Annotated in this window: 15 protein-coding genes; 6 read left to right on the top strand and 9 right to left on the bottom strand. The window is 52.5% G+C overall.

Annotated elements, in window-relative coordinates:
- Nucleotides 1-21: 21 nt before the first annotated feature.
- From AACH44_RS01430 to pilM, 8 genes are all read right to left on the bottom strand, one after another.
- Nucleotides 22-1,038, bottom strand: coding sequence for an SPOR domain-containing protein (locus AACH44_RS01430; protein ID WP_261846733.1), 1,017 nt, complete (start codon nt 1,036-1,038; stop codon nt 22-24).
- Nucleotides 1,039-1,187: 149 nt separating this feature from the next.
- Nucleotides 1,188-2,273: a 3-dehydroquinate synthase gene (gene aroB / locus AACH44_RS01425; RefSeq protein WP_261846734.1), complete on the bottom strand. Its 1,086-nt coding sequence runs from the start codon at nt 2,271-2,273 to the stop codon at nt 1,188-1,190.
- A gap of 51 nt (nt 2,274-2,324) precedes the next feature.
- Nucleotides 2,325-2,846 carry a shikimate kinase AroK gene (aroK, locus tag AACH44_RS01420; RefSeq protein ID WP_005969451.1) on the bottom strand — a complete coding sequence of 174 codons (522 nt, stop codon included), beginning with the start codon at nt 2,844-2,846 and terminating at the stop codon, nt 2,325-2,327.
- 351 nt (nt 2,847-3,197) lie between these two features.
- Entirely contained in the window at nt 3,198-4,472 is a 1,275-nt protein-coding gene (gene hofQ, locus AACH44_RS01415) for a DNA uptake porin HofQ (protein ID WP_261846735.1), read from the bottom strand.
- Between the two features lie 61 nt (nt 4,473-4,533).
- Nucleotides 4,534-4,908 (bottom strand): DUF2531 family protein, encoded by a 375-nt coding sequence (locus AACH44_RS01410; RefSeq protein ID WP_261846736.1) that lies wholly within the window; start codon nt 4,906-4,908, stop codon nt 4,534-4,536.
- Entirely contained in the window at nt 4,905-5,492 is a 588-nt protein-coding gene (locus tag AACH44_RS01405) for a hypothetical protein (RefSeq protein ID WP_261846737.1), read from the bottom strand. Before AACH44_RS01405 ends, AACH44_RS01410 begins: the two co-directional genes overlap by 4 nt.
- Nucleotides 5,485-6,054, bottom strand: a complete 570-nt coding sequence (locus tag AACH44_RS01400; protein WP_261846738.1) for a PilN domain-containing protein — start codon at nt 6,052-6,054, stop codon at nt 5,485-5,487. The genes AACH44_RS01405 and AACH44_RS01400 overlap by 8 nt, the downstream gene beginning before the upstream one ends.
- Nucleotides 6,055-6,056: 2 nt before the next feature.
- Nucleotides 6,057-6,908: a type IV pilus biogenesis protein PilM gene (pilM, locus tag AACH44_RS01395; RefSeq protein WP_261846739.1), complete on the bottom strand. Its 852-nt coding sequence runs from the start codon at nt 6,906-6,908 to the stop codon at nt 6,057-6,059.
- A gap of 111 nt (nt 6,909-7,019) precedes the next feature.
- Here pilM and mrcA point away from each other — a divergent pair, with 111 nt between their 5' ends.
- On the top strand, nt 7,020-9,575 hold the full coding sequence (mrcA, locus tag AACH44_RS01390) for a peptidoglycan glycosyltransferase/peptidoglycan DD-transpeptidase MrcA (protein ID WP_261846740.1): 2,556 nt from the start codon (nt 7,020-7,022) through the stop codon (nt 9,573-9,575).
- 99 nt (nt 9,576-9,674) lie between these two features.
- Here mrcA and nudE read toward each other — a convergent pair whose 3' ends face one another.
- On the bottom strand, nt 9,675-10,232 hold the full coding sequence (gene nudE, locus AACH44_RS01385; RefSeq protein ID WP_261846741.1) for an ADP compounds hydrolase NudE: 558 nt from the start codon (nt 10,230-10,232) through the stop codon (nt 9,675-9,677).
- 438 nt (nt 10,233-10,670) lie between these two features.
- Between nudE and AACH44_RS01380 the strand changes: the two genes are divergently transcribed.
- The 5 genes from AACH44_RS01380 (at nt 10,671) to pckA (ending at nt 16,828) form a co-directional block, all read left to right on the top strand.
- Nucleotides 10,671-12,863, top strand: coding sequence for an intracellular growth attenuator family protein (locus AACH44_RS01380; protein WP_261846742.1), 2,193 nt, complete (start codon nt 10,671-10,673; stop codon nt 12,861-12,863).
- Between the two features lie 98 nt (nt 12,864-12,961).
- Nucleotides 12,962-13,648 carry a GMP/IMP nucleotidase gene (yrfG, locus tag AACH44_RS01375; protein WP_261846743.1) on the top strand — a complete coding sequence of 229 codons (687 nt, stop codon included), beginning with the start codon at nt 12,962-12,964 and terminating at the stop codon, nt 13,646-13,648.
- Between the two features lie 12 nt (nt 13,649-13,660).
- Complete coding sequence (hslR, locus tag AACH44_RS01370; RefSeq protein WP_261846744.1) at nt 13,661-14,071, top strand: ribosome-associated heat shock protein Hsp15; 411 nt, start codon at nt 13,661-13,663, stop codon at nt 14,069-14,071.
- Between the two features lie 70 nt (nt 14,072-14,141).
- On the top strand, nt 14,142-15,011 hold the full coding sequence (gene hslO, locus AACH44_RS01365; RefSeq protein ID WP_261846745.1) for an Hsp33 family molecular chaperone HslO: 870 nt from the start codon (nt 14,142-14,144) through the stop codon (nt 15,009-15,011).
- A gap of 197 nt (nt 15,012-15,208) precedes the next feature.
- Nucleotides 15,209-16,828 (top strand): phosphoenolpyruvate carboxykinase (ATP), encoded by a 1,620-nt coding sequence (gene pckA, locus AACH44_RS01360; RefSeq protein ID WP_261846746.1) that lies wholly within the window; start codon nt 15,209-15,211, stop codon nt 16,826-16,828.
- The last annotated feature ends 64 nt before the right edge of the window (nt 16,829-16,892 follow it).

The raw sequence follows: 16,892 nt of genomic DNA, 5'->3' as shown, positions 1-16,892 counted from the left end.
ACATCAGGGCTAAAATTGGTGTTACTTATTCAAGTCCTGCTTCACCTGACGGATCGGCTTAACCCATGGTTTTTTCGCTTGTACCTCTGCGGGTAGCGCGGCAATCGCCTGTTTCGCCTCCCCAGAAGAAGCATAGACTCCGGTCACTAACACATACCAGGATTTTCCGTCTCGTTTGGTTTCATACACCCATGAATGGGCGAGGTTATGTTGTTTTGCGTAGGCTTTCAGCGTATCCGAGCGTGAAGCGCTGCTCAGTTGCAAAGTAAAGTGGCTGGCTGGCGCATTCTGTACGGAAACGTTCTGGCTAGCCGTCGCTGGCGCCGCTTTTGCGTTAGCAGCAGGCTTGTTCACTACTGGCGTTTTTGGCGCACTGTTCGCGGCGGGCTTAGCGTTGTTAGCATGTGTCGACGTCGTATTGTGCGTATTTTTAACTGAGGACGCCGCAGGTGTTTTTCCCGTTGGCGCTACCGTTGCAGGTGCCGTCGGCAACGTCGAATTTCCTGATGCTCCCTGAGAAAATTCGCTCACGTGCCCTTGCTGTTGCGACAAGGCATCGGTGATATTACCCGGCAGCTCAATACGCTGCTGCCCAGCCACCGGTGGTTGAACGTGTGCATCTGTCGGCGTACCAGCAATCGGTGGGGCACTTAATGTTTGGGGTGATATCGGCGCTTGGGAAGAGACCTGCGCGGGTGTTTGACCATGACCCACATCGCCGGGAACCGCCGTAGGATTCTCGCCCGGTGAAGAAAGTTGCGCGTTCTGTGTCATAGAAGACGATGAAGAGAGATCGATATTCCGCTCTCCACCCGCTTGGTTCTGCGTCTGTGGCGTTTGTGGCTGAGAAGGAGCCTGCAAAGCGGAGCCAATACCCACAATCAACAGCACCAACACAACAATCCCGATGCCAATCATCAGGTGCTGTCTGGAAAGCGCGATTTTAGGTACCGTGAAGTTGCTGCTTTTTTGCTGACGAGTAGAGCGACGGTCACTGGTATCAGGCTTCAGCTCATCTTCCGGCTTGAACTCATCCATTTAACATCTCCCCACTAAAAAACTCGAATCCGCCATACGGTCGTCAAGGCGAATCATTGAATCGTAACGCATTGTATTCTATTAACCATAACCCATTAGGGCGTGTCTGTCGTTAATACTTATCTTTCATAACTGGCTAGCATTACGCATCAGGCTTGGCAATCCGCTATTGAGGCCAACACCATGTCATGTGCAACGCCACCACGAACTTCTGATTGACCAATCGCGGTTGGCAACACCAAGCGTAGCTCACCGGCAAGCACTTTCTTGTCACGCATCATGTGAGGAAGATAGGCTTCAGGCGTCATTTGCGTCGGGCCGTTCACTGGCAGGCCAGCACGAACCAGCAGAGACGTGATGCGCTCGATGTCCGCAGAGGAGAATTGCCCGAGGCGACGTGCAGTATGTGCAGCCATCACCATGCCTGCCGCAACCGCTTCTCCATGAAGCCAGTTGCCGTAGCCCATTTCAGCTTCAATGGCATGCCCGTAAGTATGGCCCAAATTGAGCAATGCACGCATGCCACTTTCACGTTCATCGGCGGCGACCACTGCCGCTTTGATTTCACAACAGCGTCGAATGCAGTAAGCCAGCGCGTCATGTCGTAGCTCACGCATGGCTTCAATATTGTCTTCAAGCCAAAGGAAGAATTCGCGATCCAAAATAATGCCGTATTTAATGACTTCCGCCAGCCCGGATGACAATTCCCGTGCGGGTAAGGATTTCAGGCAATCCAAATCGATCACAACCGATACGGGCTGATAAAACGCCCCAATCATGTTTTTACCCAACGGGTGATTGACGGCGGTTTTACCACCGACGGAAGAATCTACCTGTGATAACAGCGTTGTCGGCACTTGAATAAACCGGACGCCGCGCTGATAACTGGCTGCGGCAAAACCAGCTAAATCGCCGATGACACCGCCACCCAACGCCACAATCGTCGTATCACGACCATGTGGCTTTGCCAGCAGCGCGGTAAAAACCTGATCCAGTACGGCCAACGATTTGTACTGCTCGCCATCAGGCAAGATAACCTGATCGACATGCACGCCATTGTTTTCCAGCACACCACGAACGCGGTCAAGATACAGAGGAGCCAACGTCTGGTTAGTCACCAGCATGGCCTGTTCCCCCGCTTTCAACGGCATAAAAGATGCCGAATCATCAAATAATCCGGCGGCTATCGTAATGGGATAACTGCGTTCCCCTAGTGTTACGGTAATTCTTTCCATGCTCGTTAAACAACCCGTTCAGGGTCCGCTCTATGCGGATAAGGTATGCGCTTAGTTGCTTTCCAGCATATTGATAATCTGGTTAGCAACGACCTTGGCACTTTGCTCGTCAGTCCGAATGGTAACGTCAGCGATTTCTTCATAAAGCGGGTTCCGCTCTTTCGCTAACGCCTCCAATACTTCACGTGGAGGGGTTTCAACCTGAAGTAACGGACGTTTCTTATCACGCTGCGTGCGAGCTAGTTGCTTCTCGATTGTCGTTTCCAAATAAACGACAACGCCGCGCGCGGAAAGACGATTACGCGTCTCACGTGATTTGACTGAGCCACCGCCTGTCGCCAGTACGATGCCTTGCTTTTCCGTCAATTCATTAATGACTTTCTCTTCACGATCGCGGAAGCCTTCTTCGCCTTCCACATCGAATACCCAGCCTACATCAGCCCCAGTGCGTCGCTCAATTTCTTGATCAGAGTCGAAAAACTCCATATTGAGTTGCTGAGCTAATTGACGGCCAATAGTGCTTTTGCCGGCACCCATAGGCCCAACCAGAAAGATATTGCGTTTCTCTGCCATGTTTTTTGGTATTACTAAGACAATTCGTTAATGATAACCCGCCCCGCCAATCAACCCAGCGGCGGGACCTAAACTGAAACCTCATGAGCGATAGTGCGAGAATCAGACAAAAAATTATCTCAAGACTCAGGGTAGTTTGGCAACCGAATAAAATGTCACATCGACCACAGAGGGTCAATGCAGTATGTTTTATCGACATTTTCGGTGGAACAACACTTCAGTGCTCAATTCGCTAACCCTTGTAAGCTAAATCCGCCGCAGCGTCAAACTCATAAGCATTGAACGTGACAAAAATATTGCTCCCTATCCGAAAAAAATCTCCCAATAACATCAGAGCGAGCCTAGGTTTGCTCACGATGAGGCAGGTATCAGCGTCGGCGTAATGAAAATGACCAATTCTCGTCGCGTATGCTGCTGAGTATGGTTTCTGAACAGATGACCAAATACGGGAACCTCACCCAATATTGGCACCTGTCTGTCACTGTTCTTTTTTTGCTGCTGGAAAATACCACCTAATACGATGGTTTCTCCGTCGGTGACGGTCACCTGCGTTTGAATTTCTTGTTTATCGATCGCTAACGCTTCACCGTTATCGCCCTGCTTAATCGTCTGTCCCGGCATGTTCTGACTGATTTTCAGGTTCAGCGTAATCCGGCCAGCACGCAGAATGTCGGGTGTCACTTCCATACCGAGTACCGCTTCTTTGAACTCGATAGATGTCGATCCGCTGGCACCGCTGGAGACCTGATACGGAATTTCCGTTCCCTGTTTAATACTGGCGGTCTGCTGGTGTGCGGTAAACAGGCGAGGGCTGGCGATAATTTCAACCTGGCTTTCCTGCTCCAGCGCCATTAACTCCAAATCCAGCAGACGACCATTCAGTCGCGCCAAATGGAACCCCGCATTGACCGCTGGCGTGTCCACTGGCAGGCTAACATTAAAATTGTTCAACCTGAGCGCCTTGTTCGTCGTGTCACCTTCCCCCAGTCCCCAGTTAACGCCCAACGCCTGTAAATGTTCACTGCTGATAGTGACAATATGCGCTGCCAACTGTACCTGCGCCAAGGGCAGATCAAGTTCCTTCACCCACGGTTCGAGCTGTGCCAGTGCGTCTTCCGTATCACGAATCAATAACGTATTCGTCCGTTTATCCACGGTTACGCTGCCACGTGTAGACAGCAGCGTCCCACGTTGGGCCTGAACGCTCGCCGCAACATCGGTGACATCAGCGTATTGCAATGCCACAGAAAGGTTGTGCAGCGGCAATTTCTGCGCTAGCGCCGCCGTGCGTTCATCTTTTTCCCTCTGTTGGGATGCAAGATGTTCGGCAGGGAAAACCAGCAGCACGTTACCGTTTCGCTCTACGCTGAGTTTCCCCATGCGCAATACAATATCCAGCGCTTGCTGCCAGGGAACCTCTGCCAGCCTCAGGCTAAGATTTCCCGTCACACCCGGCGCAATCACCACATTAAGTTGCTGGTAATCGGCTAACGCCTGTAACACCCGGGATAGTGGCGAATCCTCAAAAGCCATCGATACTGAAGGCTCAGCACCGACCTGACATGGCACAGCGAGAAGCAGCAGCCAACTCAACGTCGCCACGCGACATAACATTTTTATGTTCATAACCTTCCTTGTTATCGGGATACGCGGTTGTTAAAAATTCGGGTCGATAGGCAAATTTCACCTATTCTTTTGGCTTATTAATAAATGGTGAAGCCAGCAACAGGCTCGCCTGCTGGCCGTCACAACCGGCCTCCCTCGCGGTCAGAACAAGCCTGGCACCTGATTTATCCAATTGGCTGACTAGCCAGTATCCAGGGGGAATCGTTTCGCCACTTGTCAGCTTGATCCAACCGACCTCCGGCTGAGTTAGCCAGCCAACCCAGCGCTCGCCAGAGCCAATCACGCCTTTTAGCTGCCACGGTGGCGTCGCTGAGGGCAGACAACGCGCAGCCGCCAGAGGTTGAAAAGGATCGATGCGTTCTGCAAGCGTTTCTGCCTGCACGCCATGAGGCACTAAGAGCAATATCAATGCGATACGGATCGAGATATGACTCATAGCATTCCCTCCGGCCTGATTAGCGACAGCTCAACCTGTAACCGTGGTAATTCTGACGACGCCGCCGTTGGAACGGCATCAGGTTTTACGGTCAGTTGCGTTATTCGCAGCACATAAGGTAACGCCGCCAGTTCACGAAGCACCTGCAACACGCCCGTGTAATTCGCACTAAATGCCAATTGCCAACGTTCCTGATGAGAGCCCCCTGCGTGAGGCGGAGCGGGCTGCCAGGATAGAAGCGAAGCCCCTGCCTGTGACAGAGGCTCAACGATAAGCTGTGCCAGTCTGTCAGGCTGAAAGGGATCGTCTTGCGCGGTTTTCTCCGCTAATTGCTCGCGTAGCACCGACAGTAACGGCATCGCGTCAAGCTTTTGCTGGACATCTTGTCTATCCAGACGCGCCTGAACGGTTTGCTCTTCTATGCCAATTACCGTCTGCCGTACTTCACCGATGAGGAACCAACCAGATAGCAGCCCAGCAGCGGCGACAAACGCCAATTGAAGCGCCAACTGCTGCCAGAGTGGTTTATTCACTAGCCCAGGCTGATTCATCACGACGTCAATCAACATCGTTTGATTAATCATGGCCTTCCTCCCGCGGGGAAGCGTCTGCATCGCGCCAGTTGGCCTGAAAGGAAAAGCGCAGCCCAGTATTCACACCACGCTCTCGGGACGTCTGGAGCAGTTGTACGCGTTCGACGGAAGCATGGCGTAATAACGCGTGCTGTAGCGTAATGATATCGTGATAATTTTCACTCACGCCGGAAAGCAGCAGATGCGAGCCGCGGTCGGCCATTTCCGTCAGCCACAGGCGTGCAGGCATCATGCCTGCAAGCTGATCGAGCAAGTGGAGGTTACGACGATTGTCATATCGGACTCTCACCTCAGCGTGTTCTTGCGCCTGATAGCGGCGTAGTGTTTCCCGCGCCTGATGTGTTTGCTGATACAGCGCCATCAGTTGCTGTTGCTGGGCCACCGCTACATTGAGTTCATCCTGTGCACGTTGCTGTTTGTGCTGCCAAAACAGATAGCTCGCGGCGATAAGACATAGCATCAACCCTGTCTGTAGCCACAATAGCCCTAACCAACGGCGTGCCCGCTGGCGCATCCGGATTTTGCGCCAGGGTAAAAGATTAATCAGCAGCATAGTCAGACATCCTCAGGACGCAACGCCAACCCACCCGCGATCGCAAAAGCCGAGGGGAAACTCGGCAGAGGCGGCTGTATGTGGTTAAACACCGTTAACGGCGACCACGTCTGTAGTACATCGGTCTGCGGGCTGGGTAAATCAGGTGAGACGCTAGAGTAATAGGCTATATCAGCGACATCATACTGATAGCGAGTGCTTACTACTGATAAGATATCTGTCTCGTCATTCAGCTCATCAAGGTGTATCACGCCTGAGTGAAAGGCGTGGTTCAACGGAGAGACCCACAGCCAGCCATCCACCAGGCGATGCAGCAACAGACGGTTAGCGTCAAGCCCAGATCGCTGCGCCATCGCTCGAAGCGCACAGGTTGAGATCTCAAGCACATCAGGGCGCAGCTCTGCGTTATTCAGGCATACCAGCCATTTATCAATTTCCTGTCGACGTGCGGCGGTCACTAGCAGCGCCCCCTGCATCTGCGGATCTTCCCGATAGTCTATCGCCAGCGATTCACTGCTGATCGGTAGCTTACGCGCCGCCAGGGTTTCGATGTAGAGGCTCCGCTCCGGCTCCTGTAGACGCCGGTCAGGCAGCGGTAAATGCTGTTGTAAAGTCAGCTGAGCGGGAAACCCCACCCGTAGCGAAATGTGGCTAGGCAGTAAACGACGCCATGTTCGTAAGACCTCACAAAGCGTCTCAGTATGGTGTAGACTACCTGAGCGCAACGTATCGTCTGGTAGCGGACATTGCCACCAGTGGCGAAGCTGCCAGCCATCGCGACGGCATTGAACCGCCAGCGCACGTATGAAGCCGTTTTGTATATCTACGCCAACCCGCCAGATGTGATAAGCCATGTTCAACCCGATTTCCTTATCCAATAAACATATCCACAGTGCTGGCTTACCTTTATACTAGCGCCCGATTGTTTATAAACTGTCCAAACGCTACTGAATGGAAAATCCCAGGTGAAGTTCGTAAAGTATCTATTCATCCTTGCAGTCTCTTGCATTCTGCTGGGAGCTGCCTCGATATATGGTTTGTACCGCTATATCGAACCCCAACTGCCCGATGTCGCCACGCTGAAAGACGTTCGGCTGCAAACGCCAATGCAGGTCTACAGCGCCGATGGCGAGCTGCTCGCTCAATTTGGTGAAAAACGCCGTATCCCGCTCAAGCTGAACCAGATTCCCCCTGAGTTGGTACACGCTTTTATCGCGACCGAAGACAGCCGCTTCTATGATCACCACGGTGTCGACCCCGTCGGGATCATCCGTGCCGCTTCTATCGCGCTCACCTCTGGTCACGCCTCTCAAGGGGCGAGTACCATTACGCAACAGCTCGCCAGGAACTTCTTCCTGAGCCCAGAACGCACCCTGACTCGTAAGATCAAGGAAGTGTTTCTGGCTATTCGTATTGAGCAGTTGCTGACCAAGGATGAAATCCTTGAGCTCTATCTGAACAAAATTTACCTCGGCTATCGCGCCTATGGCGTTGGCGCGGCGGCACAGGTTTACTTTGGTCGTCCTGTTGACCAGTTGACGCTAAGCGAAATGGCGATGATCGCCGGCCTGCCGAAGGCGCCATCAACGTTCAACCCGCTCTATTCCTACGACCGCGCCGTTGCCCGTCGCAACGTTGTCCTTGCGCGAATGAAGGATGAAAACTACATCACGCCATCGCAATACGATGCGGCACGTAACGAAAAACTGGTCGCGAATTATCACGCGCCTGAAATTTCGTTCTCCGCACCGTATGTCGCGGAAATGGCACGGCAGGAGATGGTCAAACGCTACGGTGAAGATGCGTATAACGACGGTTATAAGGTCTACACGACAGTCACCAAAAAGTTGCAAACGGCCGCACAGGATGCATTGCGTAATAATATTCTCGCCTATGACATGCGCCACGGTTACCGCGGCCCAAGTAAAGTCCTGTGGAAAGTAGGCGAAGGCGTCTGGGATCAGGCGAAGATGATTGCGGCTCTGAAAGCGCTGCCAGTCTACGGCCCGCTCTCTCCGGCCATTGTCACCAGCACCACGGCTGACAACGCGATTGCGATCCTGTCTGATGGCAGCAACATTGCCTTGCCGATGACGGGCATGCGCTGGGCGCGCGCATATCGTTCTGATACGCAACAAGGACCAACGCCAAAACGCGTAACGGATGTGGTGCAGGCAGGCCAGCAGATTTGGGTGCGTAAAGTGAACGATGACTGGTGGCTGGCGCAGGTGCCGGACGTCAACTCTGCTATCGTCTCGCTTAACCCGAAAAATGGTGCGATAGAAGCACTGGTTGGCGGTTTTGACTTTAACCAAAGCAAATTCAACCGTGCGACACAGGCACTGCGTCAGATTGGTTCCAACATCAAACCGTTCCTGTACACCGCAGCGATGGACAAAGGCTTAACGCTGGCAACGATTCTGAACGACGTACCGATCACCCGTTGGGATGCGGGCGCAGGATCTGACTGGCGTCCCAAAAACTCCCCAGCAACCTATGACGGCCCAATCCGTTTGCGCCAGGGGTTAGGTCAATCTAAAAACGTGGTCATGGTGCGCGCCATGCGTGCGATGGGCGTCGACTATGCGGCAGAATACCTGCAACGCTTCGGTTTCCCGGCGCAGAATATCGTCCATACCGAATCGCTGGCGTTGGGTGCGGCTTCGTTTACGCCGCTACAGGTTGTACGTGGTTATGCCGTCATGGCAAACGGCGGCTATCTGGTCGATCCCTATCTGATTAGTAAGATAGAGAGCGAAGCGGGCGGCACAGTCTTTACCGCTGCACCAAAAGTGGTTTGCGATACCTGTAATCTGCCGCTGGTTTACGGTGAAACGCCACGCTCACCGGTGTTGGCAACCACTAACGTTGAAGATGTTGCCACATCAAACGAAACGCCGCCACCAGGCTTGCCACAACCAGAGCTGGAGCCGGTCACACCAGAGGCCGCACAGCAAAGCGCAGCGCAGCCGTATGCACCGCACGTGATCAACACACCGCTGTCTTTCCTGATTAAAGACGCGTTGAACAGTAACGTCTTTGGTGAATCGGGTTGGATGGGAACAGGCTGGCGCGCAGGTCGTGATTTAAAACGTCGTGATATCGGCGGTAAAACCGGTACAACGAACAGTTCTAAAGATGCCTGGTTCTCCGGTTATGGCCCAAATCTGGTGACCTCGGTCTGGATCGGTTTCGACGATCACCGCCGCGATCTTGGGGCCAGCAGCGCATCTGGCGCCATCAAAGACCAGATCTCCGGTTATGAAGGTGGTGCGAAATCGGCGCAGCCTGCGTGGGATGATTTCATGAAAGCCGCGCTGGATGGTGTACCTGAGCAACCGTTGACGCCGCCGCCAGGCATCGTCAGTGTGGTCATTGACCGCAGCAGCGGTAAGTTGTCTAACGGTGGCGGGAATAGCCGTTCCGAATACTTCATTGACGGTACACAGCCGAAAGAATATGAAGTGCATGAAGTCGGTACCACACTGATGGATAACGGACAAAGCGAAGAATTATTCTAGCCAACGTTGATAGCATCAGACAAAGCAAAGAAGGCGTAGGAAACTGCGCCTTCTTTTTTGCTATGTTGGCTTATGAAAAACAGGTTGGTTTATTAAAAATTAGCGGGGTGTACGACGCAGCCAGTCGTGAGCCAGAAACAGCGCACTCACATTACGTGCCTCGCGGAAATCGGGCTCTTGCAGTAGCGACATCATATTGCCTACCGGGCAGCGAACCTGCGGCAGGGGCTCCGGTTCATCGCCTTCCAGGCTCTGCGAGTATAGCCCGTGCGCCACTACAATATTCATCTGACTGGAAAAATAGGAGGGTGCCATGGTTAACGTCGCCAGCAGTTCCAGCTTTTCCGCACCAAAACCGACTTCCTCCATCAGTTCGCGATTAGCCGCTTCAAAAACCGTTTCACCGGGATCGATCAGTCCCTTAGGGAAACCCAATTCGTATTCCTCAATGCCGACGGCGTATTCGCGGATCAGCAACAGTTCATCATCAATGATTGGGACAACCATCACCGCCTGCCGACCGCTTGAGCGCATCCGTTCATAAACCCGGCGTACCCCGTTGCTAAATTCAAGATCGACGGATTCCACATTGAACAAGCGCGAACGCGCTACCGTTTCCACCTTGAGGATTTTAGGTTTTTTCAGGTTATGACTCATTGATGCCCCCAGAGAGTTACGACCAGAACGGCGCCTTCCCCCCCAACACGCATGAGGGACTGCGTTTATCGCAACCTGAACACGACATGCTGTTGAATAAGAAGAGATCGTAAATATTCTTTTTTGATTCTGCCCACATTGTGCGTTAACAGCCGCCTTCGCTGCAACTATCGTGAAGATGAATTTACGTGTGGGCAACATGCAGGACACATCCTATATGAGAAACAACCGCCCAAGTCAATAATTTTAAAAAAAATAGGATTATCCTCATTCAAGAGGTGCTTCTTGCTTGTTACTATCATCACCTTATACAATTAATTCCATTCACAATTACGTTATTAATCTAAGAAAACAATGCCATACGGGTTATCATCGATTGTATAATTTTGTTAAACTCCGAGAGGAACAAGGAGCATCGCGTTTTGGAATGGAGATGACATGAGCACAATATTTACCCTATTGGCGATATTGCTTGCCTGTCTGATCGTTATCGGAGGTCTTGTCGGCTACCGTATGCGACGCCGTTTCCTGCCCGCTCCGCCTTTATCTGTTTCGCAATCGCTTCCCCGTCGGTTAACTGAAGATGAACGGATCGCTATTGAGCGTTATCTGGCTCAGGAAAACAGTCAACAAACCACACCGCTTGATATCCCGAATGCGCAGCCAAAACTGCCGCGATCTCTGCAAAGTAATCGGGTGTACCCTATCACCCACACCATTACACGCTACGGCCTGAGCTCCGATGTTAAGAATAAGTGGCGCTACTATATTGATACCCAAGAAATTCATCTGCCGCCCAGTTGGGAACAGTTCATTACCGAAAATAATACCGTCGAGCTGATTAAGACACGCTCGATCCCGCTGGTCATTTCCCTAAACGGCCATACGCTAACAGAATGCCTCGACGATCGTCCGCTAGCCCCGTTACCGGCTGAAATTCCCGTGCCAAATGCCTCTATCCGTCAGGAGGGCAGTGAGCATTCGGAACTGGTCACCATCCGCAAAGAAACGCGTGAAGAACACGTCATACACCACTCCAGAGGGCTGAAAGAAACAGCCGTGCTCTGCCTGTCTTTTTTTCTCCTGTTCATCAGCCTGAATAGCCCTATCGCCTTCCTCCCTTGGCTGATCGGCACGTCGACATTGCTGGCAGGTTGGAGCTTATGGCAACTTTTCCGGTCGCCGTCCTCTCAGGAATTGCGGGATGTGCATTGCTTTCATGGCACGCCACAAGGCTTGGGTTTGTTTGGCGAATCCAATCAGGGGCCACTCGGCAACATCTCACTCGGCAATATCGATCTGATCTACCCACCGCACTGGCAGCCTTATATCACGCAGGATCTGGGGCGGAAAACGGACGTAGATATCTATCTCAACCGCCAGGTGATTCGTCAAGGTGAGCACCTTTCGCTGCACGATGAAGTGAAATGTTTTCCGCTACAGCGCTGGGGCAGGAATCTGGTGCTGGCTGCGGGTTCACTGCTCAGCCTGATGTTGCTCGTCACTAACGTGCCGCTCGAACTACCGTTAAAACTCAGCCTGGCCTGGCTTCAAGGCGCACAGCGCATTGAGGTCACGCAGGTCAGCGATCTGGAAAAAGCTCAGCTCCGCATTGGCGACACGCTGGCGGTTCACGGCAGTGGGATGTGCTATGTGCCCGCAGGCATTCACCCCGTTTCCGCACCATCGTCCTATGCCTTCAGTCCTTTCGACTGTTCCGCTATTTACTGGAACAAAGCCGCGCCGTTACCGCTGCCAGAATCCGAGACGATCGAAAAAACGTCCGCCTTGCTTAAATCCGTCAACAGCCAGCTCCATCCGCAAGCGGATCAAGAAGGTCAGGTCAATTCTCAATTAGCGTCCACGATCCAGAAGTCAGGGCTGATTCTGATGAAGAACTTCTCTGACGTCGTCCTGAGAACACAGGATTTATGTAAACAGGAAAATGATTGCTCCCGCTTGAAAAATGCCTTGGTGAATCTGAGCGATGTCAAAAACTGGAATACGTTGGTAAAAGATGCCGATTCCGGCAAGTTGAAAGGCATGAATGTGGTGCTGCCCGCCGTCAGCGCAGAAACGCTGGAGTCATTGGTCAACAGTTCCACCGATAAATTCTTCTATCAGGAAATCAATAACGCAACTGAGTCGCTGAACAGCCCACCACCCGGTGGATTCCTGATTCGCAGCGATGAGGGCCGACAGTTCGTTAACCACTCGCTCCCTCCGATGCCACTCAATGAATATCGTCCATCGGAGCAATGGCAGGAACTCCAGCGGCTTTCGGCGATGCTGCTGCATACGCCGTTTAATGCCACCGGCGTCATCACTCAGCTCAATACCGATGCCAACGGGACGCAGCACATCAGCCTGCACAGCGAACCCGATGTCATTACTGTCTGGCGCTATCTCGGCAGTTGCCTACTGCTACTGCTTTTTTCCGTGATGTTTATCGTTAATGCAGTTCTGACCGGTATTAAAATGCGCAGAAGCCAGAAACGGGTTACTGATATTCAGCGCTATTACGCCTCACGCTTCAATATGATGACGAATTCATCCGCGGATAATCCCCCCCCGGCTTCCCCACTAACGGCATCGTGCCCTCCTTGTGATTATGCTAACCTAGCGGAATAGGTTTCCCGTCACGATGGTCACAATGACGGTTGTCACAATAGCGTTGCGCGTCTTCTGCTGCATTATCCCTATAGCACGGCGCGACATCTGGAGTCGTTATGAACCCTCACGTTAACTGGCATGACATCGACACAGTGATACTGGATATGGATGGCACGCTGCTCGATCTGGCGTTTGACAGCTATTTCTGGCTTCAGTTGGTGCCGCAGTCGCTCAGTGAAAAACGTCAGATCAGCCTTGAACAGGCGCATCAGCTTATCGAGCAGGAGTACCGGGCCGTTCAACACACGCTGAACTGGTACTGTTTTGATTACTGGACGGAGCGTCTGGAGCTGGATATCTATCAAATGACGACGGATATCGGCACACGCGCTCGATTGCGCGATGACACCACACCATTTTTAGCGGCGCTGCGCGAATGCGGTAAAGAGACGATTCTGCTGACCAACGCCCACCCACACAGTCTGGCGGTAAAAATCGAACATACCGGGCTGGATCAGCACCTTGATTTATTGCTTTCCACCCATACTTATGGGTATCCAAAAGAGAATCAGCGCTTGTGGCAAGCCGTACAGCAGCAAACTGGTTTCAATCCTGCCAGAACCCTGTTCGTGGATGACAGCGAACCGATTCTGGATGCTGCGAAAACCTTCGGCATCCATTACTGTCTGGGTGTGCGTAACCCAGACTCCGGCCAGCAGGAAAAGGCGTTCCTGCAACATCCGTCAATGAACGACTATCTTGCGCTGCTACCGGCTCTGCGTCACTCCGTTAACGCAGGGTAATCAGGAGGATTTATGGTGAAAGCTACCGAGCAGGCCGACGACGCCGTTCGTCTGGACAAATGGCTCTGGGCCGCCCGTTTCTATAAAACACGAGCAATAGCCCGCGAGATGATCGACGGTGGCAAAGTGCACTATAACGGTCAACGCGGTAAGCCGAGCAAACAGGTCGAACTGAATGCTGAGATTAAACTGCGTCAGGGCAATGATGAACGCACCGTGATCATTATGGCCGTCAGCGGCCAGCGCAGAAGTGCGACAGAGGCGCAGGCGCTATATCAGGAAACGGCAGCCAGCATTGAGAAGCGAGAAAAGGTGACGCAGGCGCGAAAAATGAATGCGCTGACGATGCCACACCCCGATCGCCGCCCTGATAAAAAAGAGCGCCGCGATCTGATTAAATTTAAATACAGCGATCAGGAATAATGCGCCGCCCTTCAAAGAAGACTCGACGCTCGCCGTACTACTCATCGCGTACTACAACGAGAAAAACATCATGGCTCACGACCAACTACATCGTTATCTATTTGAAAATTATGCCGTCCGTGGCGAATTGGTGACAGTTAACGAGACGTATCAACGTATTTTGACTAACCACGACTATCCCTCTGCGGTACAAACGCTGCTGGGCGAGATGCTGGTTGCTACCAGCCTGCTGACGGCAACGCTGAAGTTTAGTGGTGATATTACCGTGCAGCTTCAGGGTGATGGCCCGCTGAAACTGGCGGTGATTAACGGCAACCACCAGCAGCAGATGCGCGGCGTTGCCCGTCTGCAAGGGGATATCGCACCGGGGAGTTCGCTGAAAGAGATGGTCGGCAATGGCTATCTGGTCATTACGATTACGCCAACCGACGGTGAGCGTTATCAAGGCGTGGTTGGTTTAGAAGGAGAAACCGTTGCCGAATGTCTGGAAAGCTATTTCCAGCAGTCCGAGCAATTACCAACGCGGTTGTTTATCCGTACCGCCGAGCACGAGGGCAAGCAGGCCGCCGCTGGCATGTTACTCCAGGTATTACCTGCGCAGGATGCCGACCGCAATGATTTCGATCATCTGGCACAGCTCACCACAACGGTCAAAGCCGAAGAGCTATTTTCTCTGCCTGCTAACGAGGTGCTGTACCGCCTTTACCATCAGGAAGAGGTGACCGTGTATGAACCGCAGGATGTCGAATTCCGCTGTCACTGCTCGCGCGATCGTTGCGCAGATGCATTAATGACGCTGTCCGATCAGGAAGTAAATGAGATGATCGAGCAGGACGGTGAAATTGACATGAACTGTGATTATTGCGGTACGCACTACCTGTTTAATTCGCTGGACATCCGCGCGATCCGGCACGATTCATCAGGAAATCTGTTGCATTAATCGTTTTAACGGGTACGGAAGTATCCGTTTTATTTTGCTTATTTTCCCACCAGTAAACCACCGTGATTATTTTTAAAACACTCTAAATAAGCAAAGTTAATAATGAATTTATTTAATTTTATGATTGCTATCGCGGTTAAAATAAGCTCACTCCCTACAATGTTCAGTAGTATGACTATAACTTGAGGAGTAGCAACATGCAGATCAACGGTATTACCCCGCAAGCCCTGACGGCTTATGGAATCCATGATGTCCGCGAGATTGTCTACAATCCCAGCTATGAACTGCTTTTTGAAGAAGAACGCTCTCCTACCCTACAAGGCTATGAACGCGGCATCGAAACCCAACTGGGTGCGATAGCCGTTGATACTGGCATCTTTACCGGCCGTTCCCCGAAAGACAAATACATCGTGCGTGATGACGTGACCCGCGACACCGTGTGGTGGTCCGATCAAGGCAAAGGTAAGAACGATAACCACCCATTGAGCCAGGAAACCTGGACACACCTGAAACAGCTCGTCACCACGCAGTTGTCCGGCAAGCGGTTGTTCATCATCGATGCCTTCTGTGGTGCCAATCCAGACAGTCGTCTCAGCGTGCGTTTCGTGACGGAAGTGGCCTGGCAGGCGCATTTCGTCAAAAACATGTTTATCCGCCCGAGCGATGAAGAACTGGCAGGTTTCGAACCGGATTTCATCGTGATGAACGGCGCAAAATGCACCAACCCGAACTGGCAGGAACAGGGGCTGAATTCCGAGAACTTTGTCGCTTTTAACCTGACGGAGCGCATCCAACTGATTGGCGGCACCTGGTACGGTGGCGAAATGAAGAAAGGGATGTTCTCCATCATGAACTACCTGCTACCGCTGAAAGGCATCGCCTCGATGCACTGCTCGGCAAACGTCGGCGAAAAAGGCGATGTCGCGGTCTTCTTCGGCCTGTCCGGTACGGGAAAAACCACGTTGTCCACCGACCCGAAACGCCAGTTAATTGGCGATGACGAGCACGGCTGGGACGACGACGGCGTTTTTAACTTTGAAGGCGGCTGCTACGCCAAAACCATCAAGCTATCCAAAGAAGCGGAGCCGGATATTTACGGCGCCATTAAACGCGATGCGCTGCTGGAGAACGTCACCGTGCTGGCAGACGGCAACGTGGACTTCAACGACGGTTCCAAAACCGAGAACACCCGCGTTTCTTACCCGATCTACCACATTCACAACATCGTTAAACCGGTCTCCAAAGCGGGTCACGCGACCAAAGTGATCTTCCTGACGGCGGACGCGTTCGGCGTGTTACCACCCGTTTCCCGCCTGACGTCCGATCAGACGCAGTACCACTTCCTGTCCGGCTTTACCGCCAAGCTAGCGGGAACTGAACGTGGTGTAACGGAACCCACACCAACCTTCTCCGCCTGCTTCGGCGCCGCCTTCCTGATGCTGCACCCAACACAGTACGCGGAAGTGCTGGTGAAACGTATGAAGGCGGCAGGCGCGCAGGCCTATCTGGTGAACACGGGCTGGAACGGCAGCGGCAAGCGTATATCAATCAAGGATACGCGCGGGATTATTGACGCCATTCTGAACGGCAGCATTGATGATGCAGAAATGCAGACACTGCCAGTGTTCGATTTGGCAATTCCAACCTCGCTGCCCGGCGTCAACCCTGACATTCTCGACCCGCGTGATACCTACGCGAGCGTTGAACAGTGGCAGGAAAAAGCGGACGATCTGGCACAGCGCTTTATCACCAACTTCGATAAATACACCGATGCACCAGCAGGTGCAGCGCTGGTGAAAGCCGGACCGAAGCGGTAAACGGCTTGCAGGAAAACGCATAACGAAAAAGGCGCGGAATCCGTGCCTTTTAAGATTGCTACAG

Origin of the sequence: Pectobacterium araliae, from assembly GCF_037076465.1 — a bacterium.
GTDB classification, from domain to species: Bacteria; Pseudomonadota; Gammaproteobacteria; order Enterobacterales; family Enterobacteriaceae; genus Pectobacterium; species Pectobacterium araliae.
This window is presented reverse-complemented; position numbering and strand designations above follow the sequence as displayed.